Source organism: Kitasatospora sp. NPDC051164 (assembly GCF_044455625.1).
Lineage (GTDB): Bacteria > Actinomycetota > Actinomycetes > Streptomycetales > Streptomycetaceae > Kitasatospora.
This window is the reverse complement of sequence record NZ_JBITFB010000012.1, coordinates 231175-253780: the sequence shown is the minus strand read 5'-3', so window position 1 is coordinate 253780 and position 22606 is coordinate 231175. Positions and strand designations below refer to the sequence as shown.

Annotated in this window: 25 protein-coding genes; 13 read left to right on the top strand and 12 right to left on the bottom strand. The window is 72.3% G+C overall.

The features are described from left to right. Positions 1-65: 65 nt before the first annotated feature. The 10 genes from ACIBEC_RS20070 to ACIBEC_RS20025 all read left to right on the top strand — a co-directional run bounded on the left by ACIBEC_RS20070 (position 66) and on the right by ACIBEC_RS20025 (position 7622). Positions 66-953: a hypothetical protein gene (locus ACIBEC_RS20070; protein ID WP_396288220.1), complete on the top strand. Its 888-nt coding sequence runs from the start codon at positions 66-68 to the stop codon at positions 951-953. A 94-nt stretch (positions 954-1047) separates the two neighbouring features. Further along, positions 1048-1551 carry a hypothetical protein gene (locus ACIBEC_RS20065; protein WP_396288219.1) on the top strand — a complete coding sequence of 168 codons (504 nt, stop codon included), beginning with the start codon at positions 1048-1050 and terminating at the stop codon, positions 1549-1551. A 358-nt stretch (positions 1552-1909) separates the two neighbouring features. Then, the gene (locus ACIBEC_RS20060) at positions 1910-2248 is read left to right on the top strand and encodes a hypothetical protein (protein WP_396288218.1); all 339 of its coding nucleotides are present in this window, start codon (positions 1910-1912) and stop codon (positions 2246-2248) included. A gap of 64 nt (positions 2249-2312) precedes the next feature. Then, entirely contained in the window at positions 2313-2675 is a 363-nt protein-coding gene (locus ACIBEC_RS20055) for a hypothetical protein (RefSeq protein ID WP_396288217.1), read from the top strand. Positions 2676-2736: 61 nt separating this feature from the next. Beyond that, a complete protein-coding gene (locus tag ACIBEC_RS20050; RefSeq protein WP_396288216.1) occupies positions 2737-3333 on the top strand; it encodes a hypothetical protein in 597 nt (198 codons plus the stop codon). Positions 3334-3420: 87 nt separating this feature from the next. Beyond that, positions 3421-4044, top strand: coding sequence for a hypothetical protein (locus ACIBEC_RS20045; RefSeq protein WP_396288215.1), 624 nt, complete (start codon positions 3421-3423; stop codon positions 4042-4044). A 140-nt stretch (positions 4045-4184) separates the two neighbouring features. Beyond that, positions 4185-4565: a hypothetical protein gene (locus ACIBEC_RS20040; RefSeq protein WP_396288214.1), complete on the top strand. Its 381-nt coding sequence runs from the start codon at positions 4185-4187 to the stop codon at positions 4563-4565. Positions 4566-4778: 213 nt separating this feature from the next. Beyond that, positions 4779-6572: a hypothetical protein gene (locus tag ACIBEC_RS20035; RefSeq protein WP_396288213.1), complete on the top strand. Its 1794-nt coding sequence runs from the start codon at positions 4779-4781 to the stop codon at positions 6570-6572. Positions 6573-6747: 175 nt separating this feature from the next. Further along, positions 6748-7077: a DUF6354 family protein gene (locus tag ACIBEC_RS20030; protein WP_396288212.1), complete on the top strand. Its 330-nt coding sequence runs from the start codon at positions 6748-6750 to the stop codon at positions 7075-7077. A gap of 317 nt (positions 7078-7394) precedes the next feature. Next, positions 7395-7622 carry a hypothetical protein gene (locus tag ACIBEC_RS20025; RefSeq protein ID WP_396288211.1) on the top strand — a complete coding sequence of 76 codons (228 nt, stop codon included), beginning with the start codon at positions 7395-7397 and terminating at the stop codon, positions 7620-7622. 53 nt (positions 7623-7675) lie between these two features. Here ACIBEC_RS20025 and ACIBEC_RS20020 read toward each other — a convergent pair whose 3' ends face one another. From ACIBEC_RS20020 to ACIBEC_RS20005, 4 genes are all read right to left on the bottom strand, one after another. Next, positions 7676-8056 carry a hypothetical protein gene (locus ACIBEC_RS20020; protein WP_396288210.1) on the bottom strand — a complete coding sequence of 127 codons (381 nt, stop codon included), beginning with the start codon at positions 8054-8056 and terminating at the stop codon, positions 7676-7678. Between the two features lie 196 nt (positions 8057-8252). Continuing rightward, complete coding sequence (locus ACIBEC_RS20015; protein WP_396288209.1) at positions 8253-9044, bottom strand: hypothetical protein; 792 nt, start codon at positions 9042-9044, stop codon at positions 8253-8255. Positions 9045-9268: 224 nt separating this feature from the next. Beyond that, complete coding sequence (locus tag ACIBEC_RS20010) at positions 9269-10606, bottom strand: hypothetical protein (RefSeq protein WP_396288208.1); 1338 nt, start codon at positions 10604-10606, stop codon at positions 9269-9271. Between the two features lie 41 nt (positions 10607-10647). Then, positions 10648-11202: a hypothetical protein gene (locus tag ACIBEC_RS20005; RefSeq protein ID WP_396288207.1), complete on the bottom strand. Its 555-nt coding sequence runs from the start codon at positions 11200-11202 to the stop codon at positions 10648-10650. Between the two features lie 232 nt (positions 11203-11434). Between ACIBEC_RS20005 and ACIBEC_RS20000 the strand changes: the two genes are divergently transcribed. Further along, a complete protein-coding gene (locus ACIBEC_RS20000) occupies positions 11435-12775 on the top strand; it encodes an XRE family transcriptional regulator (RefSeq protein WP_396288206.1) in 1341 nt (446 codons plus the stop codon). 52 nt (positions 12776-12827) lie between these two features. Here the strand turns inward: ACIBEC_RS20000 and ACIBEC_RS19995 are convergent, their stop codons facing one another. Both ACIBEC_RS19995 and ACIBEC_RS19990 read right to left on the bottom strand, forming a co-directional pair. After that, on the bottom strand, positions 12828-13625 hold the full coding sequence (locus tag ACIBEC_RS19995) for a GNAT family N-acetyltransferase (RefSeq protein ID WP_396288205.1): 798 nt from the start codon (positions 13623-13625) through the stop codon (positions 12828-12830). Between the two features lie 247 nt (positions 13626-13872). After that, positions 13873-14184, bottom strand: coding sequence for a WhiB family transcriptional regulator (locus tag ACIBEC_RS19990; protein WP_396288204.1), 312 nt, complete (start codon positions 14182-14184; stop codon positions 13873-13875). 204 nt (positions 14185-14388) lie between these two features. Between ACIBEC_RS19990 and ACIBEC_RS19985 the strand changes: the two genes are divergently transcribed. Further along, on the top strand, positions 14389-14643 hold the full coding sequence (locus tag ACIBEC_RS19985) for a hypothetical protein (RefSeq protein WP_396288203.1): 255 nt from the start codon (positions 14389-14391) through the stop codon (positions 14641-14643). Positions 14644-14784: 141 nt separating this feature from the next. Here the strand turns inward: ACIBEC_RS19985 and ACIBEC_RS19980 are convergent, their stop codons facing one another. The 3 genes from ACIBEC_RS19980 to hemC all read right to left on the bottom strand — a co-directional run bounded on the left by ACIBEC_RS19980 (position 14785) and on the right by hemC (position 17986). Beyond that, on the bottom strand, positions 14785-15594 hold the full coding sequence (locus ACIBEC_RS19980; RefSeq protein WP_396288202.1) for a GntR family transcriptional regulator: 810 nt from the start codon (positions 15592-15594) through the stop codon (positions 14785-14787). A gap of 261 nt (positions 15595-15855) precedes the next feature. Then, positions 15856-16899 carry a serine hydrolase domain-containing protein gene (locus ACIBEC_RS19975; protein ID WP_396288201.1) on the bottom strand — a complete coding sequence of 348 codons (1044 nt, stop codon included), beginning with the start codon at positions 16897-16899 and terminating at the stop codon, positions 15856-15858. Positions 16900-17044: 145 nt separating this feature from the next. Beyond that, entirely contained in the window at positions 17045-17986 is a 942-nt protein-coding gene (gene hemC, locus ACIBEC_RS19970) for a hydroxymethylbilane synthase (protein ID WP_396288200.1), read from the bottom strand. A 216-nt stretch (positions 17987-18202) separates the two neighbouring features. Here hemC and ACIBEC_RS19965 point away from each other — a divergent pair, with 216 nt between their 5' ends. After that, positions 18203-18508 (top strand): DUF6087 family protein, encoded by a 306-nt coding sequence (locus ACIBEC_RS19965; protein WP_396288199.1) that lies wholly within the window; start codon positions 18203-18205, stop codon positions 18506-18508. Between the two features lie 477 nt (positions 18509-18985). Here the strand turns inward: ACIBEC_RS19965 and ACIBEC_RS19960 are convergent, their stop codons facing one another. From ACIBEC_RS19960 to rfaE2, 3 genes are read right to left on the bottom strand one after another with little or no spacing between them, the layout of a single operon-like run. Continuing rightward, a complete protein-coding gene (locus ACIBEC_RS19960) occupies positions 18986-19603 on the bottom strand; it encodes a D-glycero-alpha-D-manno-heptose-1,7-bisphosphate 7-phosphatase (RefSeq protein WP_396288198.1) in 618 nt (205 codons plus the stop codon). Then, the gene (locus tag ACIBEC_RS19955; protein ID WP_396288197.1) at positions 19590-20567 is read right to left on the bottom strand and encodes an NAD-dependent epimerase/dehydratase family protein; all 978 of its coding nucleotides are present in this window, start codon (positions 20565-20567) and stop codon (positions 19590-19592) included. Before ACIBEC_RS19955 ends, ACIBEC_RS19960 begins: the two co-directional genes overlap by 14 nt. Next, positions 20564-22525, bottom strand: a complete 1962-nt coding sequence (gene rfaE2, locus ACIBEC_RS19950; RefSeq protein WP_396288196.1) for a D-glycero-beta-D-manno-heptose 1-phosphate adenylyltransferase — start codon at positions 22523-22525, stop codon at positions 20564-20566. The genes ACIBEC_RS19955 and rfaE2 overlap by 4 nt, the downstream gene beginning before the upstream one ends. Positions 22526-22606: the final 81 nt, after the last annotated feature.

Here is a 22606-nt window from a genome sequence, read left to right as displayed (position 1 = left end):
GTTAGGCGGGCGTCCCCACCGCCCCGCCCCCGGCCTGCCTTCTGCCCCCTTTCCTGGAGTACGACATGACCCTGTACGGCATCCCTCCGGCCGGCTTCCGGCGCTTCATGGTCCCCGAGGACGGCCGCGAGCACGGCCGGTCCATCGTCGACGCCGCCCACGGGTGGTGGCTGGAGAACCGGGGCGGCACGGGCGAGGTGGCCGTCGCGGTGGGCACGATGGCCGGGCTGGCCCTGTGCTCCCCCAGCCGCGCGGACGGACCGGACTACGGCCCGCTGCTGATCCCCCTGGACGACGGGGAACTGGCCGACGCCCTGCGGGCCAGCTGGAACAGCCTGTGGGCGTCCGACCCCGCCCTCGCCAACGCCGCCGGACCGCTGCACGCATGGCTCGCCGATCCGAACGAGAGCGACATCCGCGGCTTGGCCGACTACGCACGCATCCTCGTGCGGGCCGGCCTGCTGGAGTACTGCAGCGACCTCGCCCGCTGCGAGTCCGAGGACCTGCTCGGCCTCCTGGTCCAACGAATGCGCGGCCACGGCGAGAAGCAGGCCACCGGCGAATTCTTCACCCCGTCGATCGCCTCGGACCTTGCCGGCGAGATCCTGCTGACTGATCTCCCCGCACCCGGCGCTCTCTTGCTCGAACCGTGCGCCGGCACCGGCACCATGGTCCGGGCCGCCGCCGCGGCACTGCGCTTCCAGGGCCGCGACCCGGGCCGCTACCACTGGTGGCTGAACGACATCGACACCATCAACTCCGCCTGCTGCGCGGTCAACTCGCGGCTTTGGCGCCTGGGCAACAGCGTGACGGTGTCCTGCGGCGACGCCTTCGGCGACCCTCGCAACCTCGAAGAGCCCACGCACCGGCGCGCCGAGCGGGCGATCGCCGAGCACCAGCACCGGCCACTGCTATACCCCACACGGACCCGGTCACCGCACTGGCATCTGTGAAGTACCCGCAGCCCGCGCTGGCCGGGCACATCGGCCCGGCCGGCCGCAGGGCGGCACCCCTCACCCGACCCACACCCCACCTCAGGAGAGAGCCATGCCCAACCGACTCGCCGTGATCAAGACCCTCCGGCAGGACGTGCTGGGGAATCACCGCTGGGACGAGCGCACCCGCAGCTACACCACCATGCCCGCCGAGGACGTCTGGGCGGTCGAGGACGCCATGGCGGCCATCCTGGAGCGGGTGGCGCGCGCCGTCGACTGGCCACGCCTGGTCATGGAGGCCACCCAGCGCCACGCGGTACTGCATCCCCAGACTTCCGCGACCTTTCGGGACTGGACGCCCGAGATCGGCCTGTGCCGGGAGTGCCTGGTCGAGGCGCTGCTGAGCGACGAGACCGGGGCGACCAACTGGATCTCGCACCCGACCACCCCGAAGGAGCACGACCAGACGGACTGGCCGAGCATCGTCGCGACCCACCTGCCCCACCGGGCGGCAGCGTCCTGGCACCCGTACGAGGGCGCTCCGGCCGCCCGGAACGACCAGCGGCGAGCCGGGACGGCGGAGCCCGACGCGGGGGCCGGCGGCGAGCCCCGCTGACGACCGAGAGGGCCACCCACCCAAAGATTGCTTAACTCTGCGAATCTGTGTAATGTAGTTGCCATGGGGAGGGCACACAGCCCGATCCCGCTCCTGTAGCTCAGCGGAAGAGCGGCCGTAAAACGGAACGGCGTCATGACGAGACGGTTGCGGATGCACCGGGACCGGGCCCTGGCCAGCCAAAAGCCCCAGGGTTGGGGAACCTCAACGAGGGGCTGACACCCCCGAACCCCCGGCAGGGAAGCGCGTTTTCCAAGCTCGTCTACTCGGCGCGGGTTCGAGTCCCGCCAGGAGCACGACCACCCGGCCGCGCGGCGCAGCGCCGCGGCCACCACAACGACGGAGACGGAGAACAGCCATGCGTGCGGAGGTCAGCTTCAGCCTGGGCATCAGCGACGGTGAGGTCGACTACGAGGCGGGCTTCACGTGGGAGACCGGCAGACTGCCGCTGCCCCGCAAGGGCGACCGGGTCGCCCTCGGCGAACTGATGACGAGCGTCGAGTCGGTGACGTTCTCGTGCCTGGACACCGGATACATCGCCACCCGGGACCACGACATCGCCGACGTGGAGGTGCACCTGGCGCTTCGGCTCGGCAAGAAGGAGCGCAAGGCCCGATACCGGCCGGCGGAGTTCTACACAATCCTGTCGCGGCTGCCCAGCGTCTCGGGGCTGCACGTGACCGGCGCCGACCAGTAGCCCCGCACGTGCCGGCGCTGCCCGCGCGGCGCCGGCACGGCCCCGAATCCCGAGGAACTGCCCGATGAACTCGCACCGCCCCTCCGACGCCGCCCTGGCCGGCCTCATGCTCGACCCCCACGCCCGCCACGTCCCGTCCTGGATGTACGTCCAGGACTCCGGGCCCGGGCTGGTCACCTTCGTCGGCTCCAGCCGCATCTCCGGCACCGGCGACGCCCACCCTCTGCGGTACGGCAGTCGGCGCGTCCACCAGCTGATCGTCGGAGAGATCGTCGTCCGCCCCCACTACGCGGTGGGCACCGACGCTCTGCGCGGCCAAGGGCTCGGCGGCCTGGCCACCAGCAGCCACGACTTCCGCGCCTTCCTGGAACGCGGGGAGGTCGTCCTGGACCCCTACCTCCGCTTCCCAGGCGCCCCCGCCAACTGACCGGACCGCCCGACAGCATCCCCGCGCCGGACCGGCGCGCCCGCCCACCTTGAGGAACCCCATGACCAGCGCAGCCCTGACCAGCTTCCCCGGCGACGCCGACTCGGCCACCGTCGCCGCGGCCCTCGGTGAACTCACCGCCGCGACCGCCCTGCCCTTCGACGAGTGGGACCGGCCCGTCATCGACCGGGTCCAGGACCTGGCCGGCTGGCTGCAGTGCGCGGCGATGCTGCGCGGCCTCAACCTGGCGCAGACGCCGGGCACGGCCGAGGGCTCGTCCCGCGGCGTAGTGCACAGTCTGATCACCGCCCATGCCTCCATGCTCGCCCGCCACCAGGCCGAACTCGCCCCGTTCAAGGGGCCCGACGGGGCGCTGCTCGGCAACGACTACGACGATCACGACGAGGCCGCCGACCGGCACACCGATGAGCGTGTCGAGATGCTCGGCACGGTCATGGCCGTGCTGGCCGGGGAGTTCGGCCGGTCGACAGGCAGCACGGCACCGGGGCCCGACGTGAGGGCGGGCATGGTCGCCGTCCTGGCCGCGATGACCGACCCCGACCTTGAGGGCGGCGACATCGTGGAGGCCATCAAGTGGCGCCTCCGCTCCCTCGGGTTCGACCTCACCATCCCCGAGGACCCCGGCGACGACGCCTGAGAGCGCCGTCTCGTACGCCGGCGGCCCCGGTACCGCGCCAGGGCCGCATCACCGCCCTGTCCCAACGACTCGACGAAGGCTGTCCTGATGTCCGATCCCAACGTGTGGCAGGCCCACCGCGCCGCCGCCGACCTGAGCAACACTCTCGCCTCGTCCTACGAGGAGGCCATGGCCACCGGTATCCCTGTCTCCGCCGACGGCCAACGGCTCACCCGGCAGCTCACCGAACAGCTCGCCACGCTGCGAGAACGGCTCGCCGTTCTGGGCGTGCCGACAGACCCGGCCAGGCCGCCGCAGCCGTCCGCCGGTCTGGCGGCCTCGGACGGCCGCCCGGCACCGGCCCACTACGCCGACGAGGCACTCGCCCCGGTCATCGCCGACGGCCGGATGACGGGCCGGTTCCGCGACGGGTACACCGAGGAGCAGGTGGACACCGCCTTCGCCGTCCTGGGCGCGACCACCGGGCTGCGCCTGGTGTGCGTCTGGGAGTACCGCGACGGCTTCGGCTGCGGCGGGACCTCGCAGTGGTTCGCCGAGGATTCGTCCGGCGGGCTCTGGGACCTGGCCGGGGATCTGGACGCCTGGCTCACCGGCGAGCGGTCCCATCCCGGTCCGGCCGGCTCGTGGGTCGGCCGGACGGTCGCCCACCGCGTCCAGGCGCTGGCCTGGACCGACAGGGAGCACAACTACGCCCAGCTGTCCCGGCTGTAGCAGCACCCGCGCGTCCGAGGCCGCCCCCGACCGGCCGACCCGGTCACGGCGGCCTCGGTCACGCCGTCGAGCACAGCCCAGCCCGTTCAGTTCACCGCTTCGCCGATGCCGGCGGAACACCTCGCCCCTGGAGGGCTCGCATGACCACCCCGCGCCAGCACGCCGACCGCTCCGAGCCCGGCACTCCACCGCGCCCCGACCAGGAAGTGCAGGGCGTCGCCGAGCTGGTCCGCCTTGCCCACGAGCTGGGGCTGACGGAGACGGACGTCGACGAGCTCGTGTACGAGATGGTGCACTGCGGCGCGTCGAGTGCCTACAACAACGGCGCCCATCCTGGGCCAGGTGGCCTCGACGCCTTCGACGCCGTGCACGACGACGCCGACGAGCGGGCGAGCGCGATCAACAACCGCGGCCTGGAAGCCCAGATCGCCGCACTGGTCGGGGCCTTCGGGGAGCAGCAGGTGGAGTGGATGCTGCGGGACGAAGCCCCGGGCCACACCCATCCGAACACGGTTGCTTAACGCTCTGACTTTGCATATTGACTTGACTGTCGGGCCGTGACCCGGCCGCCCCGGAAGCGGGGCCGTTCCCGCCGCCCGGCCCCCGGCCGGCCGAAAGCACAGAGGCACACGATGAACGTCCCCTCCCCCGGCGCCCGACCGGTGCCTGACACGATCAGCGACCCCGGCGCCCGACCGGTGCCTGACACGATCAGCGACCCCGGCGCCCGACCGGTGCCTGACACGATCAGCGACCCCGGCGGCCCCGCGGCTATGGACAACGAGGGCGGCGCGGCGGTGGCCCCGCCGTGCCCCCTCGCGGAGGCGGAGCGGCTGCAGGAGCGCGCCGCCGCGAGGCGCGCCGCTCGGTTGGCCCTGGCCGACGCGCACTCCGACGAGATCACCGCCGCGTACGAGGCCATCGACCAGGCGCGCCGGTGGCGGCTGCCCGAGTCGGTGGAGGATGAGGGCTGGGAGTACCGCGGCGGGCTGGAGGAGGAGAGCACCGACATCTGGGCCCGAGCGCACATGGCGTACTGGGTCCTCCAGGCAGCCCGGGTGACGGTGGCGAAGGTGCGCGCGGCCCTCGGCCTACCGGTGGACGACGTCGACCTGCTCGACGACGCGGAACGCGATGCCTACATCGCGTCGCTGAGCGACCAGGAGCGCGCGGAGCTCGCCGGGCCGTGGCCGGTGGAATGGCTCTACGCGCCGAAGCCGGGCGCGCCGATCCGGGTCGTCAACCTCTTCGCCGGCCCCGGCGGTTGGTGCGAGGGCATCGTCCACGTGCTCGGCGAGCCCGTCGACATGGTCGGAGTGGACCTCTCCGAAGCCGCGTGCGCCACGGCGCAGGCCGCCGGGTTCCGGCGGATCTGTGCCTCGGTCACGGACCTGGACCCGGCGAACCCGGCACTGCGCTACGTGGTCGCGGTGATCCTCTCCCCTCCGTGCCAGACCCTTTCGCCCGGCGGGAAGCTGGCCGGGCTTGCCGAGGAAGCCATGGGGCTCGTCGAGGAAGTGATCAGCCAGGCCGGGGTCGCGGCCGGGTTCATCATCGTCGACGACGCCGGCGACGGTATGGAGGGCTACGCCCCGCCCACCGGAGCCACCTGGGACGAGGTCCGTGCCCCGCTGGCCGCGCTGAAGGACGCGCGCACCGGGCTCATGGCCGAAGCCGTGATCTGGCCGCTGGCACTACAGGCCAAGCACAACAACATCCGCTGGGTGGCCATGGAGCAGTCCTCGAACCTCCTGAAGTCCAAGGCCGCCGAGTACGTGGTCGAGGCGATCACCTCGGAGTTCTACGAAGCGGGCTGGGAGTACGCGAAGTTCAGCCTGGTCGAAGCCGCCGACTACGGGGCCGCCTCGAAGAAGAACCGCAGCTTCATGGTGTGCATGCGCTACACCCGACCGTTCACCAGCTACCGGCCCAGCAAGCCGGTCCCGATCACTACCTGGGCCGCGTGCATGGGCTGGGAGAAGGGGCACAAGGTCAACACCCGCGGCGTACGCGGCATCAACCCCCTGACCGGCCGGCCCAAGGGCGGCGGGACGTTCACCGCCGACGAGCCGGGCACGACGGTGACCGGCACCGCGTACGGGTGGAAGCGCGAGGCCGACGGCCTCACCCACAGCCACGCCGACCTGGGCCGCGCCGTCGGCTTCCGCGCCGACTTCCCCTGGATCCATGTCGGCCGCGGCGAAGGCATCCGCAACAAGACCCAGCTCATCGCCGACACCGTCAGCCCCATGGTCGCCGCCGCCTGGATCGGCCACATCCTGGGACGCGCCTGGGAGGCCCGGACCCGCGCCTACGTGCGCGCCCTCTATGCCCTCCGCGAGCCCGGCCGCCTCCCCGTCGTCCAGGCCGCCGACGAGCGAGACAAGGTCTCGCAGATCAGGGCGTCGAAGAGGTACGCCACCGTGAACCGCACCGGCCGGGCGGCGCCCCGGACCGCCCGCACCACGGCCACCCGGCCGGCCTCCGCCGCCACGCCGTCCCGCACCCGGCGCCCCGTCCGCCGCTGAGCACCACGAGGACCAGCCGGAGTATCAGCACTGCGACCGCAGGCGCCCCAAGCCGACTGGTGCAGGCCAGCGGGCGCGGACGCAGGCCGCCCCGCAAGTTCCCGCGTACGCCCAAGACCCTATGGTGCTGCCCGGAGGGCAGCAGTCCCGAAAGCAGAGAGAAGAGAGAAGACTCATGGCTACCAGCGTCACGAAAGGCCAGCTCTACCGAGACCTCGCCCCCGACATGAGGTCCCGCGACCGGCGGCTGCGCGTCCTCACGGTCGGGGATACCCGCGCCGACCTCCTGGTGGAGCACGACCTCGGCGGGCCGGCAGGCAAGAAGACCCATGCGAGCCTCACCCGACTGCGCTCCGCCGCGTTCGAGTTGGTCGAGGACGCGGCCGATGCCGACCCGCAGTACCTGGCGCTGCTGGCCGCCATGGCCGAGGTCCACCGGCCCGATGCCGCCCCGGCCGACTACGCACGAGCGGCTCTCCGCGTCGTCCGCGCGGCCGAACGGTAGCCCCGCCCGGGTCCGACCGAGCCTGACAACGCCCGATCGACGGTTCCCCGGAAGTCCGGCGCCAACAGTCTCGGCAGCCCGCCCGGACAACGTGACGCACATCACTCAGGTGCTGCTGAATTTTATTGCCGATCAAGGGCCCTGCCGGGACCGAGAAGTGAAGGTGCCACTCGATCCGGTGTTGGAGGACTTGATGATCCCGTTGAAGACCGCCCTGTCGACGATCACGCCCCCAGGGACGTACGCGCGGCTCGTGGAGCTGATCATGGCCTCCACGCAGCTTGACGACGATGTAGCGGAGAGGCTCGCTGACGGGCATGCTCGGGCAGCTCGGGCTCTACGGCCCCACCCCTGAGCACATGGACGGCGTGTGCTCGGCGATGTTCTACAACGTCGATGCGGAGACCGAGAGCTGGGTGCAGTGCGACAAGGCGCCGGGGCACGCACGACGCGGAATCCCGCTGCACACAAGCCGGTGGAACAGGGTGTCCTGGAGCGACGATCACCGGCAGGCTCTGCCTGCCGACATCGGGGATGAGGACTGACGCAGGGAGCACGCCGGTCTGAGCGCCGACGGAGTGCACCGGGCCGTCGGCGCTCAGGACACCGCCGCGGACACCGGCTGCCCGTCCGGCTGGGTAGTGGCTGCCCGCCCGAGGTGGCGGCGGGCCTGCGCTTCCTTCTCCACGGCAGTACGCAGGTGCCACAGCGAGATGACGGGCAGCAGGCCGCCGAGCCGGGACGCGGCCCCCAGCGCTTCGGCGACCTCCGCCAGGTCCACTGCGGCTCTGCGTAGCCGCTCGTCTCTCCGGTCGGCGCGCAGGCACTCGACCAGCTCGTCAAGGAGAGCGGCGAGTTCGCTGGTCCCGGGATCGTCCGGCACCTCGCAGCCCCACCACTGAGCAGCCTCGTCGAGGGCAGCCAGCGCTGCATCTCTGCTGAGCGGCACTTCGGGGGTTTTCACGTCACCGTTCGTCACGATCACATCGTGCACTGCGGAAGACCCTCACCGGGGAGGTTCGGGAAACTCGCGCGACCCCGCCCGCAGGCCCGACCGGGCGGCCGGGACGGGCGAGGTCGGTGCTGGCGACGGGAGGACGCGCGCCCGCAAGCGGGGAGAGGCGCTCGCCTCGGGCGTGCCGGACGGCGGTCCGGAGCGATCAAGCCGGTGGCGGTCAGAGCCGGGACAGCGCCAGTGCGCGGGAACCTGCGCTGTCGGCCCGCTCCACGGCCTTGGCCAGGGCCGGGGACCGGGTGCCGGCCGGCGGGCGGGTGCGGGCCTCAAGCTCGGCCAGGTTGATCTTGTTGGCCTCGTCGATCAGCTGGCCGTACACCTCGATCGCGGCGGCGAAGGTCTCTCCGACCGCCGCGCTCCGGTCCTCCGCCATCGTCCGGGCCATCGTCCAGATCGCCTGGGCGAAGGCGTCCCTGTCCACTGTCCCCACCGGTGACACCAGCCACGTCGAGGCCAGCACCAAGTTCATCGCCTGCTGCGCCCGCACGACGGCCGCCCAGGCTTCGTCGGTCAGATCGCTGCCGCGCAGCAGGTACCGGCCCCGGGCCTCGGCCAGTTCCCGGGCGACGGCCTTCCGCCCGCCGGGTGTGCGTGCCCCGTTCCACTCCCGCAGCAAGTTGATAGCCAACGCAGCGCCGATAATCACCACCATGATGATCACCATCATGTCGGACGGCACGGTGCCGTCGAGTTCCCGCTGCACCTCGCGCTGCATCCACACCAGGAGCGGAACCACGACGACCATGGCGGCAACGACGATCGCTTGAATCCTGGCTCCGCGAGCCAGCTCAGCAAGATCCATACCGGCCCACCTGGGCAGCGTCCCCTCCGGGTTCCGGAGCACTTCGGGATGCTGACGGGCGAGGCGGTGAATGGTCGAAGCGACCGACGCGGGAAGCCCCGGGTCCACCACCGCAGCCACGCGCTCACGGGAACGCATCGGGATGGTCATGCGCCTGCTCGCTCTCTGTTCCGGGCCACCGTCGGCCTGGGACAACTATGCACGCGGGCACCGACACCGGCCGAGGACCCCGAGCAGCCGCCCACCTGGGCAGGAGAGGCGACGCAGCCGACCGGTCCGAGCACACGCCCGGCCCGATGCCCGCCCGTCGCACATCTCCCCGTACACCTCGGCGATCTGCCCCAGGAAGCCGGGTGTGCGGCGCGGGCCAGACTTCAGCGGCGGCGCCAGCGCGCGAAGAAGCCCGGCCTGCGCTGCGAGTCGACCAGTGGCGGCACGGATGCGGGAGCGACGATCGGCTGCTCCACCGGTGCGGGCGAAGACGGCGTGGGTGAGGGCGCCCGACCGGCATCGGTGGCGGGAACAGCGGGCTGGGCTACATCCGCGACGGAGGTGGCCGGCAGGGGTGCAGGTGCCTCCACCCTGCCGGACGGGTGCGGCACGGCCTTGAAGGCAGCCGTCGCGGGTCGCTGGGGCGTGGCGGCTCGGCGGGGCGGCACCGGACGGGTGGGGGCCGGGCGAGTGCGGGTCCGCGGCCGGATCGGGTCGTTCAGCGGGTTGGGTGAACGCGGTGGAGTGGGCAGCCCGGCGTCGTCGACGTCCCAGTAGGCGATCTGCCAGTGGGCCTGGGGCCAGAGCACCACCTGGTGACCGATCCGGCTTGAGTTCGGCTTCCACAGCTTCCACGCGACGTCGGGCGCGGCGAGGGCCAGCACGCGGGTGCCTTCGGCAAGGGGTTCGAGGAGCGGGCGGCGATGGGAGTCGGCGCGCAGATAGACCTCGGCATGGGCGAGGGGACCTGGCAGGCCGGTGGGCACGCGGGCCACGATCTTGCAGGAGGTGGCGCTGTCGGTGGTCTTGACCTGGGTGACCTCGCCGAGGACGGCTACGGGGTGGCGGATCGAGCCAGCGACCAAACGCTCGTAGAGGCGGGCCAGGTGGTCGGGCTCGGGCCCGAAGCAGAAGTCGCTCCAGGCCACCGGGGTGCGCAGGCCCGGGTGCTTGACGGTGAAGTGCTCAACGTTCTCGGGATCGTCGCCGTACATGGCCAGCAGCTGAGCGATCCGGGCAGCGCTGGTGACGGCCGGCGGAAGTACCGGGTCGACGGAGTGGATCCTGAGGTTGACCGGATCGGCCGCAGGGGCGAGGAGCGGTGCTCCGGGCGGCGGCAGGAGCGGCGTCTTAGTGTCGGTGGTGGCGGCGAGGACCAGGCGCAGTTGGAGGCCGCCAGCCCGCAGCTCGGCCAACCCGTGCGATCGGCGGGCGATGGCGTGCACGGTGTGGTCGGTGCGCAGCGGGCAGCCCGGCAGATGCTCCGCGGTGCGGCCCTTCTCCTTCTCCTTGGCCAGGGCGAAGTGCGCGCCGCGGGTGAAGGGCTTGCCCTTGGTGGAGATGCGGGGCTGCTCGGGCTGGGCGGTGACCTCGTGCTCGCAGTACGCGCAGCGCAGCGGGCGGGTGAACGGCTCGGGCTTCTCGCCGATCTGCCGGGCGGACACCACAACGCCGTTCTTGTCCCGGGCCTGCTGCAGTTTGAACGGCTGCCGCTCCCCCACCTGTGCCCCCGTCCCCTCGCTGATCTCCCGACCCTAGCTGCTCACCACGCCTGGCTGGGTCGGGGACGCGGGGGCAGCTCGGCCTGCTCCGCGACAGCGAGGATGCGATCGGCCGTCTCCCGGCCGACCGTCTCGACGAGCCGCTCGATCGTGGTGGCGACCAGAATCCAGGAGCGGCGGGGCATGACGGTCAGTCGCGCGACCGCGTCGGCCAGTGCCCCCGCTTCCAGGGCCATCTGCGCCTGGATCTCGGGTGGGTCCAGCAGCCTCGGCATCGTGGACTCGCGGGCGAGGTCGACGGTGAGGGTGAGGTCGTCGAACACCGTGACGGGGGTGGTGTTCTCGATCACGGAGGGCGTGTAGGTCCGGCCCAGGTCGAAGGACGTGTGGACCGTGATGTTCTCGCTGCTGAACCCGGCCGCGAGGAGGCGGCGCAGCGCGGCGTAGGCGGTGTGGGACTTCCCGGACCAGTGTGCTCCCAGGAGCAGCAGGCGGGCGCTGTCGCCGGACAGGACGGTGGAGCACCACTGCTCGACAGCCGGGTGGTCGCTTTCAGCGTCCTGGTACACGGGAAGGATGATCTGGGAGGAGGTCATCGGCCCAGCGTAGGCGTGGCCTGGTTCGTCTCGGGTGCCTACCGCGGGTTGGCGCAGGTGGATCCGCGTACCGGATGCTCGCGGTGCCGGCCATATACACCGTCGGCGTGACCGATTGAGCATGGATCTGCCCAGTCGGGGTGAATTCGGCCGGATCGGCCCCGCCCCGGTCGGGGCACCGGAATCATGGCGGTGTACAGGACAGCGGTAACGGGTGGAGGGGAGCAAACCGGTGGGCAGCTGGGGCAAGGAGCAGGAGCGGCCCGTGGTGCGGGCGGCCGACGTGCTTTCCGGTGTGCTGAGCGGGGCCGCCGCCGAACCGGCGCGGCAGATCATCGCCGCCCGGGTCCTGCTGGTGATCGAGCAGCAGCTGTTCCCCGCACACGAGGAACTGGTGCTGTCGGAGAACACCGAGGCTGCGGTGCGGGAGGCGACCGCCGCGCAGTGGACCGACGATGCCGCGGTGCGCCGGTGGCTGGCTGAAGTCCTGCACGACCACGCGAGCGCGTACAACGACCACCACGACTTCTTCGACGACGACTGGGACTACGTCGACCGCGACCGGCATCCGGTGTGGACTCTGCTGGAGTTGTCGCCGCTGGCGCGCCGGCTGCGGCTGCTGCAGGACGCGAGCGCGCAGAGTGGTGCCGGCCTCGGCCGCACGATCGGCGTCGGCGCACACCAGCTCGGGCACTGGGCGGCGGACCGCTCCCGCCCCGGTGGAGCCGAGCGCAGGGCTTTGGCCGAGGCGCTCGGAATTCACCCGGGGTGGTTGGACGCGTCCCGGGATCAGCAGCCTGACGTGCAGTTGTTCCGGTTCCAGGCGTGCCCGTGTCCCGAGCCCGGCGCGATGACGCGTGGTGGTCTGGGCCGCGAGGAGACGAACTGGTACGAGAGCGCGGCCGAGCAGGCGGCGGCGGTCCACTGGTGCGACGGGTGCGGTCAGCCCTGGCTCAAGGACTCCAAGGGCTGGCTGATGCCACTGCCGCCCGGTGAGGAGCAGATCCCGTACAACGGCAGCCTGGCGGACGGCAGTCACCCCGCCATCTACGTCCAACACCGCTCGCTGGACCAGGCATGGCCGCCGGTCCTGTGGCGACCTCCGCACCACCCCTTCAAGAAGGAGCGGAGCCGGACCGCGTTCCTGGTCCCCGCGCTGCTCACCAGCGCGCCGAAGCCGCTCACTGCCCGGCCGGCTGCCGCGCCGCGGCGGAGGCAGCGGCCGTTGAGCTACATCCGCCCGGAGCAGCGGGTGGCCGCCAACGCCGACTGGTGCCGCACCTGCCGGGCACTGCTCGACGCTCCCACCAGCGAGCCGGGCGGCCCGTGGGTCCTGCTCCATCGCAGTGAACGGCGACGCACGCTGAGCACTTGGTCCTACCCCAGCGAGCAGGACGCCCTCCACGCCGCCGCCCACATGGCCATGCAGTCGCTTACCGACGACGATCTCGCGCAGCGGCTGTTCGCGGACCAGGCGCACGCCCAAGTCATCAGGCGCTTCTGGGAGTTGAATCCCGAGACGGACCTGTTCGAGGTCGCCGAGCTCGTACCGATGCGCAACGACGAGTTCTGAGAAGCCCTGCGACCGGTGCAGGCCCTTGGCTCGGCCGTCCGGAGCAGTAGGGCTACTCCTCGTCGCTGCCCGACCAGGCGATCCACGCGCCGTCGGCGGCGCGGCCGAGGTGGAGGTCCGGGACGTGGTCCTTCACATGGGCGCAGATACGGCCGTGGGCGCCGTGGCGGGCGGGGCACCGCCGGGCCAGGTCCTCGAAGGCGAGGGCGGACAGATCCTGCGGCAGCGTGCTGCCCGCCGCGGTGGCCCGCTCCTGCGCGCCCCGCCGGCGCTCCGCCTCCTCCCGGCGCTCGTCGAGCAGGCGGGACCAGCGCAGGACGGTTTCCTCGGTGTCGGCAGGGGTGTAGAGACACTGCGGCTGGCCGTACTCGAAGAGCGTGTCGACCAGCACCAGGCCCAGTGACTCCAGCAGCCGCCGCGAGGCTGTGTTGCGCTCCTGGGTGATGGCCACCAGCGGTCCGCCGGCCGGTGCGGCGGCGGTCCACCAGCTGATCGCGGTCCCGACCGCCTCTCGACCGAACCCCTGCCCCCAGGCCGAAGGCAGCATCTGATAGGCAATCTCGGCCCGGCCGGGGCAGCGGTTGTCCGAGGTGATGGTGACCAGGCCAATCCCCTCGGTGCCGGTGGCGGGAACAACCGCCCACACGCCGGGCGTCTGCGGATACTCGCGCTGCCGGGCCGCCACACGGCCCTCACTGGCCGGGCCGCCCAGGAAGGCACGGACACGGGCGTCGGTCAGCGCTTCACGGACGAGGGAGGCGTCCTCGTGCGTGACCGGGCGCAGGATGACGCGGTCAGCGCGCAGAACGGCGGGCCAGACGCGAGCCAGAGCAACGTCGACGGAGTCCATGAAATGAGGATGCCAGCCCCGGCCCGGTCCCCCGGTCGCTCCGGCATGGACCCGAGTACGAGCGGATGGGAGCTGATGAGTTGCCACCTCAGAGCAGGGTCATGAGGAGCACCGAGTTCGCGCGGCCGCTTGGGCAGCCCGGCCGCGCGACGCCACCGGCCAGGAACCCCTGGCGGCCGACCGGTCGCGGGCGGGGCGGCGTGATGAAGGCACTCCGGTGCCCCAGGCCGCACGTCGGTGGCCGGGGTCAACCCGCTTGGGATAGCGCTTCCGTCCCGACCCGATGAGCGTGATCGGCGCGCGCGGCGTCAAGCAGGCTCCGCCACGAAGTCACCGTTGGCCGGCGCTTGAGCAGGGCGCGCCGCTCCCGCTCGGTCATGCCACCCCAGATACCGAACTCGACCCGCCGGTCGAGCGCGTCCGCCAGGCATTCGGTGCGAATAGCACATCCGACGCAGACGCTCTTGGCCCTGTTCTGCGCGGCCCCATCGGCGAACAGTTCATCCGGATCCACACCCCGGCAGGCAGCCCGCCCCCAGTCGATGTCCGTCTCCCCCACGGCCGCGCCCCCTCTTCCTCTTCCCGCTCTTGCCGGTTCCCCCCGGCGACCGACCAGCGTAGGCGATGCACCAGCCTCGAAACCTACGGAGCAGGAGGGCGAGACCGCTACTGTCGCTCTGCCGACGTCACGCTTTCGAGTGATTCCGCCGCGACCGCCCCGCACCGTAGGTTCAAGGTGCCGCCCGTCCGACAGGAGATAGCTGTGCCCGACCCGTCCGAGACCACCTCCCCCGCCCTGGACCTTGCGCGGTCGGCGAGGTGGCGTCGCTGGGCGCTCGTCTTCGGTCTGCCCAGCGCCGCCGTCGCCTTGATCGCGGCATGGCTCATCCGTCCCCACGGCACTGCGTCGACCGTGCTGGTCATTCTGATCGCGCTCGCCGCTCTCGCGGTGTTCGTCACCACGATGCCGCGCCAGCAGCGGACCACGGCCGAACACACTGACACCGGCTCCGACTGACCGCGGCCAAGGCGGGCTCTCCCCGGCCTGGACTGTCAGCAGGGCTTGGAACACTGGTCCGTACGAGGCACGGAAGGTGCGATGCACGGCGAGGCGCTCGACCTGGCTGGGCGCCACCGGTCGGCGCAGGCTCGGTGCCGGTCACCGGGCGCTGGGCGACGCCGTCGCCGCGCCCGCCTGCTCCGACCCATCGGCGGCGGACGGGGGCACTAGCCCGCGGCGGCGCGCCTCGCGGGTAAGCAGCTCCACCTCGGACCTGGCCGCTGTGTAGGCGCGGGCTGCGCGGGCGAGCCGCTGCTCGGCGGCGACCAGAGCAGCGACTGCCTCGTCGTCGGTCGGCACCTGGTCGGGCAGCACCACATCCTCATGCGCGTTGGCCCGCCGTGGCGCTTCCCCCACTACGCCGGACTCCACCGCCGGGGGCGTCTGGCGGACGAAGACGCCCTTCCCCTTGACCGCGTAGACCAGGCCCTCCCGCTTGAGTACGCGAATCGCGTTCTGCGCGGTCGAGTTAGCGATCTTGAACTGCTCCTGGAGTTCCCGCGCAGCGGGGAGCTGATCGCCCGGCACGAGTGCACCGGACCGGATCTCCTGCCGGAGGACGTCGGCCACGCGAACGTACGGGGCCCGCGGATCGGCCTGACGGTGCATGTCAGAGGGCAGTTCGGCCGCCCCGCCGACTCGGCTTTCCTCAGCCGCCGGCAGCGGATCCAGACGCAGTCCGCAGACAAAACTTCCGCGCCCGATCACGGAGTAGACCAGGTTCTCCCGCTTGAGCACCCGCAGCGCGTTCTGCACGGTGGAGCTGGCAACGCCGAACCGCGCTTGAAGCACCCGTGCCGACGGCAGCCGGCTTCCCGGGGCGTACTCCCCACTCGTGATCGCAGAGCGCAGCACCTCGGCCGCCTGGAGGTAGGGCGGCCTGGAGTCCTCTTCCAGCGGCAACATCATGGGGCAACGGTACGCACTGCCGCCGACCGGTCAGCCTCCAGGTTCTCCCTGGTGAAGGGCAGATCGTCGAGTATCTCCCCGAAGGCGGAACCTCGATGCTGTTCCACGGACGCCAGCACGGCGACCAGGACAAGACGGGCTGACCGCGGTGCCGGGCGGAGAGCATCGGATGGAAAACCCCGGTGGACCGCTGGTCTTGATGGCCATGTCGCCGGGGCTAAGCCATGTCCGGCCCACTCCGTGCGGCCGACCCGTGTGTGGTCAGCCGATGGCGAGTTGGCGGAAGCTGTTGCGGATGCTGATGAGCGGCTCGCGGTCGCGAGTGAAGTACAGCTTGTTGGTCAGCAGCACGGCCCAGGTCCCCAGCTTGGGGGAGATCCACATGCCGGTGCCGGTGAAGCCGTAGTGCACCCAGGTCTGTTCGGCGGGGTCGGTGCCGGGGGCCGGGTGCCAGAACAGGCCGCGGACGGGCTCCAGGGAGCCGGTCTGCACGGTCAGGGACTCCTCGGTCCACTCGGGGCCGAAGCCGGGGCGGCGGGCGGCCGTGGCCGGGTCGAGGAGGTAGCGCAGGAAGACGGTGAGGTCGTCCAGGACGGAGAAGACGCCGGCGATGCCGCACACACCGTCCAGGAGGCGGGCGGAGAAGTCGTGGGCGGTGCCCTGGAGGTGGGCTCCGGTGTCCTGGTCGAGTTCGGTGGGGGCGCACCGGGCGGTGAGGTCGGCGGGCAGCGGCCCGAAGCGTGTGCCGGTCATGTCCAGCGGTGTCCAGGTCCGGGTCTGGGCGAGCTGGTCCAGGGGTTGGCCGGAGAGGTGTTCGGCGAGGTAGCCGAGGATGAGGGCGGCGCGGTCGGTGTACTCGACGGCCTCGCCGGGCGGCCGGTGCAGGGCCTCGTGGAGCACGCCGGCGCGGATGGCGGCCGGGTCGGTGCCGTAGAGGTTCTTCAGCTGGGCCCGCAGGGGGACGCCCGCGGTGTGGGTGAGCAGGTTGCGGGCGGTGACCTGGCCCAAGGGGTGACCGTCGACCTCGGCCCAGATACCGGCGAGGGGTTCGTCCAGGGGCAGGGCGCCGTCGGTCCACAGGGCGCCGATGCACGACCACACGGCGAGGATCTTAGTGAGGGAGGCGACGTCGAAGACGGTGTCCGGCCGCATCGGCTGCTCGGGCCGGTCTGGGTCCGCAGAGCCGACGGCGCCACTGGCCAAGGTGCCGGCGGCGTCGCCGAAGGCCCAGACTGCACCGGGGTATGCCTTGTCGCGGACACCGCCTTCCAGCAGCTGGTGGATGCGGTCGGTGCTGGGGGTCATCGTCTCCCCGAATCTTCGTGGATGGTCCGCCCAGCCAGCGTAGTGAAACGACGGGGGCGGGGCGGGTTGCGGCGCGGGACTGGCCCGGTCAGCCGAGCTGCTTGCCCAGGTCGGTCAGCGCGGCGGTGGCCTGCCCCTCAGCGGCCTACCGTGCGTCGGCTGCCGCCGGGCAGATCGCCGCGAGGATGTCCCGCGCTCCCTGGTCGAGGAGCTCGTGTGCGACCGCCGCGCCGAGCTTCTCCGGATCGTCGCTCGGGCCGGTGGAGGCCGCGGTGAGCCGGACGGTTCCGTCGAGGGACACGACCTGCCCGGTGAGGCGCAGCCGGCCTCCCGGCTCCTCGGTCACGTAGGCGCCCACCGGAACGCTGCATCCGCCGTGGAGTTCGGCGAGCATGCTCCGCTCGGCCCGCACCGCCGCGTGGACCGCACGGTCGGCTGCCCGTTCCAGCAGCGCCTGCAACTCCTTCTCACCGCTGCGGATCTGGATGCCCAGGGCGCCCTGGCCGGGTGAGGCGGGGAAGCGGTCCAGCGGCAGCGCCTCGGTGATGTGCGCCTCCAGGCCCAACCGTCGCAGGCCCGCGACCGCGAGGACCACGGCGTTCACCCGGTTGCGGCCCTTCAGCGCCGCCAGTCGCCCGGGGACGTTGCCCCGGATCGGCACCAGGTCCAAGTCCGGCCGCACCGCCCGCAGCAGCGCGGCCCGGCGGGGGGCTCCGGTGCCGACCCGGGCACCGTCCGGCAACTGGGCCAGCGTTGATCCGCACAGGGCGTCTTCCACCGCTTCGCGCCCTGGCGGGGCCAGCAGCACCAGGCCGTCCGGCATGCTGGTCGGCAGGTCCTTCAGGGAGTGGACCGCGACGTCGATCTCGCCAGCGGCCAGGGCCGCCTCCAAGCGGCTGGAGAACGCGCCTCCCGCGCTGCGGCTGGCGACATCGGCAAGAAGTGACACGCGGTCGCGGTCGCCCGCCTCCGTGATCACTCGGCGTTTGAACGCGACGCTGGGGCAGAGCGGGGCGAGCAGTTCCAGGTACTGGCGGACCTGAGTACGGGCGAGGTCGCTGCCCCGCGAACCGACAAGGATTGGCACACCGGCTCCCGGAATCTGACGAGATGTGAGCTCCACGGTACCCGGCCCGACCGGTGGCGCTTTCCGACAGCGCGTCGGGCGAACAGGGCTCCGTGGCACCAGTGTTGGCGTCCGTGGACTGACCGGGGGAACAGGTGCTCGATGGCCGACTGCTGTGGGTCTTGGGTAGGGTCCGTGGCTTCGGTCCGGGTGAAGCGAGCAACGTTGGGAGCAGGGATGCCAGACGACGAGGAGCCGTTGAGCGCCTGGTACGCGCGCCGGGAGGCGAAGCGCCGGCCGGCCGGTGAGCGCCGCATCGTCAGTCTGCAGGCGGGCCCGAGCCGGGGCTCGCACGTCGATCCGCAGGCCCCCCGGATCGTCGAGGAGTGGGACGGGCACAGCTGGCGGCCCGTCTCCGTCGCCGACGACTACGCCGCCGGTTGCCGCGCCGTCTCCGCGCTCGACGCGGCCGTTGCGGTGCCGGTGCCCGGGTTCAACCCGCTGGGGCCGGGGACCGGCCGGCACCGCAAAATCGCCACCTGACGGACTGCAGCCCTCACCGCTGGGCAGGACGAGGTCGCTGTCACCCTTTCCAGTGCATCTTGGACATGATTGCCCGGGTCCTGCAACCGACAGCTCTACAGTCGGGCGCAGCTGCGCGCTGGGGCGCAGACCCGCTCGATATGAGGGCCGTTCCGGACTGCTCTCCTCCGGTCTCGTCGCTCTGGGCACGGCCAAGTCGGCCGCAGAGCTGACCGCTGCCGGCTTGGAGCTGCTGACCTCCGGGCCCTGGCCCGGGACTGCCCAGGCGGTCGACCTCTCCGAGTACACGTAGTTCTCCCGGGGCTCCTGAGAGCTCCGGGCCCGGACGGAAGCGGGACGCCGGTCGTCGACAGGTACCCGTAGCCGGAGGAGCGTTGGGAGTCGGCCGGACCATGCGGCCCGGTGGCGGACCCTTCTCAGCGTGCCTGCGCCGTCGCACTCCAGCACGATCGCGCGGGCCGACTCCCGTCCTCCCTGCTACAACTGGCGCCGCAACGTACCGAGATGATGGCGCAGCACCTGGCACAGTGCCTCGGAGGTCGTTGAGCGCTGCACGTCCGGGACGGCGTGGTGCAGCGGCTGGGTGGCGACGAGAGCGGTACGGGTGCCGACGCGGCGGCCGGCGTCGATGTCGCACACCGAGTCGCCGACGGTCCACGAGCGGGCGAGGTCGATCCCCAGATCATGGGCGGCTTGATGGAGCATGCCGGGTGCGGGCTTGCGGCACCGGCAGGTACGGCGGTAGCGGGGCACGGTGCCCTCGGGGTGATGGGGGCAGGCGTAGATCCCGTCGAGGTGCATCCCCTGGTGGGCAAGGAGTACGCGCAGCCGGTCGTGCATCGCTTCCAGGCCTTCGGCGTCGAGCAGCCCTCGGGCCAGTGCGCTCTGGTTGGTCACGACGATCAAGGCGAAGCCCTCGTGTTGCAGGGCGCGCAGCGGTGCGCCGATGTCTCGTTGGAGGACCAGATCGTCGGGGTGGTTGGGGTAGTGGCGGGGCTCGGTGAGGGTGCCGTCGCGGTCGAGGAAGACCGCGGGCCGCAGCGGCCGGTCGGCGTCGGCGCGCGGGAGGTGGATCAGCGGTTCAGCCGGTTGCACAGCTGCGGAAGGTGCCGAACAGCTCGGTGGCGCGGGCTTCGACGGATGCGGCCGAGGCGGTCGGCCGGCCAGGCAGCGCCTTGTCGAGTGCGGTCATGTCGGCGCAGGTGAAGTACTGGTAGGCGTGGGCGACCGGGTTCGGCACGAGTTCCACGAGCAGTGGCCGGCCGGTCGCTCGGTGGTGGAGGCGGGCGCACCACTGGGCGATTTCGGCGAAGGAGACTGCGGTGCCGGCGCCGAGGTTGTAGACCGCGGAGGGGAGGTGCGGGTGCTCGGTGAGGTGGGCGATGGTGGCGGTGACTGTCTCGACGGGGATGTAGTCGCGGGCGGCGGTGAGGGAGTCGCCGAAGACGCGGATCTTCCCGGTGTCGGCGGCTTGGCGCAGGAGCTGGGTGAGGATCGAGGCCATCGGGCCCTTGTCGGTCTCGTCGGGGCCAAAGACGTTGGTGTAGCGCAGTCCTGTCCACTGGAGGCCGGTGGCGTGGAGGGTGCGCATCTGCTGGTCGAGGGCGAGCTTGGTTGCCGCGTACGGGTTGAGGGGCCCGGAGCAGCGGGTGGTGTCGTTGTCCGCGTCCTCGGCGATCGGGTCCGGGCGGTGGAGGGTGCCGTAGACGGAGTGCGAGGAGGCGTAGATCAGGCGGGCCCGGCCGGTGCGGGCGGCGGCGGCCAGGCGCAGCGGGCCGGCGGTGTTCGTCTCGTCCAGCTCGGGGCCGGCCGGGGCGCGGGTGTCGCTGATGCCGGCCTGGTGCACGACCGCCCGGTAGCGGCCGGCGGCAACCTCGGCCAGGAGGTCCGGGTCAGCGAAGTCGGTGCGCAGCCAGTGGGCGGCGTCGGTGAGGTGGGTGGGGGCGGGGCGCAGGTCGAGGGCGGTGACCTGGTGTCCGGCGCGGTGGAGGGCGGTGACGGTGTGGCGGCCGATGAAGCCGGCCGCGCCGGTGACCAGGACGTGGGTTCGGAGGGTCATCGGGCGCCTGCCTGCTGGAGTCGGTCGATCCGGGCGGTGGTGGAGTTGCCGGCCAGGTAGGGCACGGTGACGACGGTTCCGCCCCAGCTCTCCACGAGGTCGGCTTCGGGGATGCGTCGGCCCGCGTAGTCGCCGCCCTTGACCCAGATGTCGGGGCGCAACTGGGTGAGCATCTTCTCGGGGGTGTCCTCGCTGAAGACCAGGACACCGTCCACGCAGTCGAGCGCGGCGAGCAGGGCGGCTCGCTCCTGTTCGGTGACGACGGGCCGGTCGTCGCCCTTGAGGCGGCGGACGGAGGTGTCGGCGTTGATGCACACGATCAGGGTGTCGCCCAGGCGGCGGGCCTGTTCGAGGAGGGAGAGGTGGCCGGCGTGCAGGAGGTCGAAGACGCCGCCGGCACCGACGACCTTCCCGCCGCGCGCCCGTACGCGCGTGGCGAGTTCCAGCGGGCCGGGGTGGCCGGTGGCCGGCACCGTGGTCAGGGAGGCGGGGCCGCCTGCCTGGACGTAGGCGGTGGCGGCTTCGACGGCTGCGGCCAGGGCGTGGGAGGGCAGTTGGCGGGCGCCGAGCAGTTGGGCCGCGGTGACGGCCAGTTGGTCGCCGGCGCCGCAGGTGTCCCCGGCGGCCGGGCTGGCTGGGAGGACTTGGGGGTGGGCGTCGGGATCGGCGACGAGGACCGCGCCGCCCGGGCCGCGGGTGACGGCGACCTGGGTGACGGGCCAGGTGGCCAGCAGCCGGGCGGCCCGCGCGGCATCGCCCGCGAGGTCCCGGGGTCCGGTGTCGGCGGTGAGCAGGAGGGCCTCGTCCGCGTTCGGGACGGCCAGGGTCGTGCCAGGTACGGGTGCGGCGCCCTGGGGGTGCGGGTCCCAGACCAGCGGGCGGCCGGCGGCCGCGTCGGTGAGGGCCTGGCGGAGCTCGGGGTGGGAGGTGATGCCGCGGCCGTAGTCGCAGACGAGGACGGCCGCGGCCTCGGTGAGGCGGGAGTGGACCGGGTCGGGGAGGGGTCCGAGTGGCAACGGGGCGGTGGGGGTGTCGAAGCGCAGCAGGGTGCGGTCGGCTGCCCGGACGCGGGTCTTGACCGGGGTGGTGCCGCTGGTGGCGAGGTTGATGACGTCGACGCCTGCCTCCTCCAGCAAGGTGGCGATCCGGACTCCGGGGCCGTCCTGGCCCAGGCCGCACACCAGGGTGACGTGCCAGCCCGGTGTGCGGGCGGCGAGGAGGGCTGCCAGGCCGGCGCCGCCGGGCCGGTCGGTGGAGTGGGCGTCGGCGATGACGGGGACGGGGGCTTCCGGGGAGAGCCGGTCGGCGGTGCCGGTGATGTCGCGGTCCAGCAGCACGTCGCCGATCACGACCAGCCTCCGCCTGCCGCTGTCCGGCTCGGCGTCCGTGGAGGGGGCGGGTTGGGTGAGGTGGGTGTCGAGGGCCGCGCACAGGAGGTGGGCGGCAACCAGGTGGCATTCCTGGACGGTGGCGACCTGGTCGGCGTCCACGCACACGGCCTGGTCGGCGGCTTCGGCGAGCGGGTTGGGGGCCGGGCCGGTCAGGGCCCAGACGGTGAGGCCCATCTCCCGGCCGGCCCGGGCGGCGGCGAGGATGTTGGGGCTGGTGCCGGAGGTGGAGAGCAGCAGCAGGACGTCGCCGCTTCGGCCGTGGGCGCGGACCTGCCGGGCGAAGACCTCGTCCGGGCCGTAGTCGTTGGTGATGGCGGTGACCGCGGAGGAGTCGGCGTGCAGCGCGATCGCGGACAGCGGCGCGCGTTCGGCGCGGAAGCGGCCGACGAGCTCGGAGGTGAGGTGCTGGGCCTCGGCCGCGCTGCCGCCGTTGCCCGCGACCAGCAGCCGGGCGCCGGCGGGCAGCCGGTCGGCGAGCGCGCCTCCCCAGGTCTGGAGGCGGCTGGTGTCGAGCCGGGGCAGGGCGGTGGTGAGCGCCTGTATGTGGGCGCGGCCCGACTGGGGCACGGAGCGACTCCCTCGAACGAGAAGGTGGGCGGGAACAGGGTGGTGCCGGGCGTCCGGCGGTGGCCGACCAGCGCCGGACGC

What these genes read in the sequence shown, in the direction of transcription:
- ACIBEC_RS20070 (WP_396288220.1), top strand. Translation starts at nt 66, where the DNA reads ATGACCCTGTACGGCATCCCTCCGGCCGGCTTCCGGCGCTTCATGGTC.
- ACIBEC_RS20065 (WP_396288219.1), top strand. Translation starts at nt 1,048, where the DNA reads ATGCCCAACCGACTCGCCGTGATCAAGACCCTCCGGCAGGACGTGCTG.
- ACIBEC_RS20060 (WP_396288218.1), top strand. Translation starts at nt 1,910, where the DNA reads ATGCGTGCGGAGGTCAGCTTCAGCCTGGGCATCAGCGACGGTGAGGTC.
- ACIBEC_RS20055 (WP_396288217.1), top strand. Translation starts at nt 2,313, where the DNA reads ATGAACTCGCACCGCCCCTCCGACGCCGCCCTGGCCGGCCTCATGCTC.
- ACIBEC_RS20050 (WP_396288216.1), top strand. Translation starts at nt 2,737, where the DNA reads ATGACCAGCGCAGCCCTGACCAGCTTCCCCGGCGACGCCGACTCGGCC.
- ACIBEC_RS20045 (WP_396288215.1), top strand. Translation starts at nt 3,421, where the DNA reads ATGTCCGATCCCAACGTGTGGCAGGCCCACCGCGCCGCCGCCGACCTG.
- ACIBEC_RS20040 (WP_396288214.1), top strand. Translation starts at nt 4,185, where the DNA reads ATGACCACCCCGCGCCAGCACGCCGACCGCTCCGAGCCCGGCACTCCA.
- ACIBEC_RS20030 (WP_396288212.1), top strand. Translation starts at nt 6,748, where the DNA reads ATGGCTACCAGCGTCACGAAAGGCCAGCTCTACCGAGACCTCGCCCCC.
- ACIBEC_RS20025 (WP_396288211.1), top strand. Translation starts at nt 7,395, where the DNA reads ATGCTCGGGCAGCTCGGGCTCTACGGCCCCACCCCTGAGCACATGGAC.
- ACIBEC_RS20015 (WP_396288209.1), bottom strand. Translation starts at nt 9,044, where the DNA reads ATGACCATCCCGATGCGTTCCCGTGAGCGCGTGGCTGCGGTGGTGGAC.
- ACIBEC_RS20005 (WP_396288207.1), bottom strand. Translation starts at nt 11,202, where the DNA reads ATGACCTCCTCCCAGATCATCCTTCCCGTGTACCAGGACGCTGAAAGC.
- ACIBEC_RS19995 (WP_396288205.1), bottom strand. Translation starts at nt 13,625, where the DNA reads ATGGACTCCGTCGACGTTGCTCTGGCTCGCGTCTGGCCCGCCGTTCTG.
- ACIBEC_RS19980 (WP_396288202.1), bottom strand. Translation starts at nt 15,594, where the DNA reads ATGATGTTGCCGCTGGAAGAGGACTCCAGGCCGCCCTACCTCCAGGCG.
- ACIBEC_RS19975 (WP_396288201.1), bottom strand. Translation starts at nt 16,899, where the DNA reads ATGACCCCCAGCACCGACCGCATCCACCAGCTGCTGGAAGGCGGTGTC.
- ACIBEC_RS19965 (WP_396288199.1), top strand. Translation starts at nt 18,203, where the DNA reads ATGCCAGACGACGAGGAGCCGTTGAGCGCCTGGTACGCGCGCCGGGAG.
- ACIBEC_RS19955 (WP_396288197.1), bottom strand. Translation starts at nt 20,567, where the DNA reads ATGACCCTCCGAACCCACGTCCTGGTCACCGGCGCGGCCGGCTTCATC.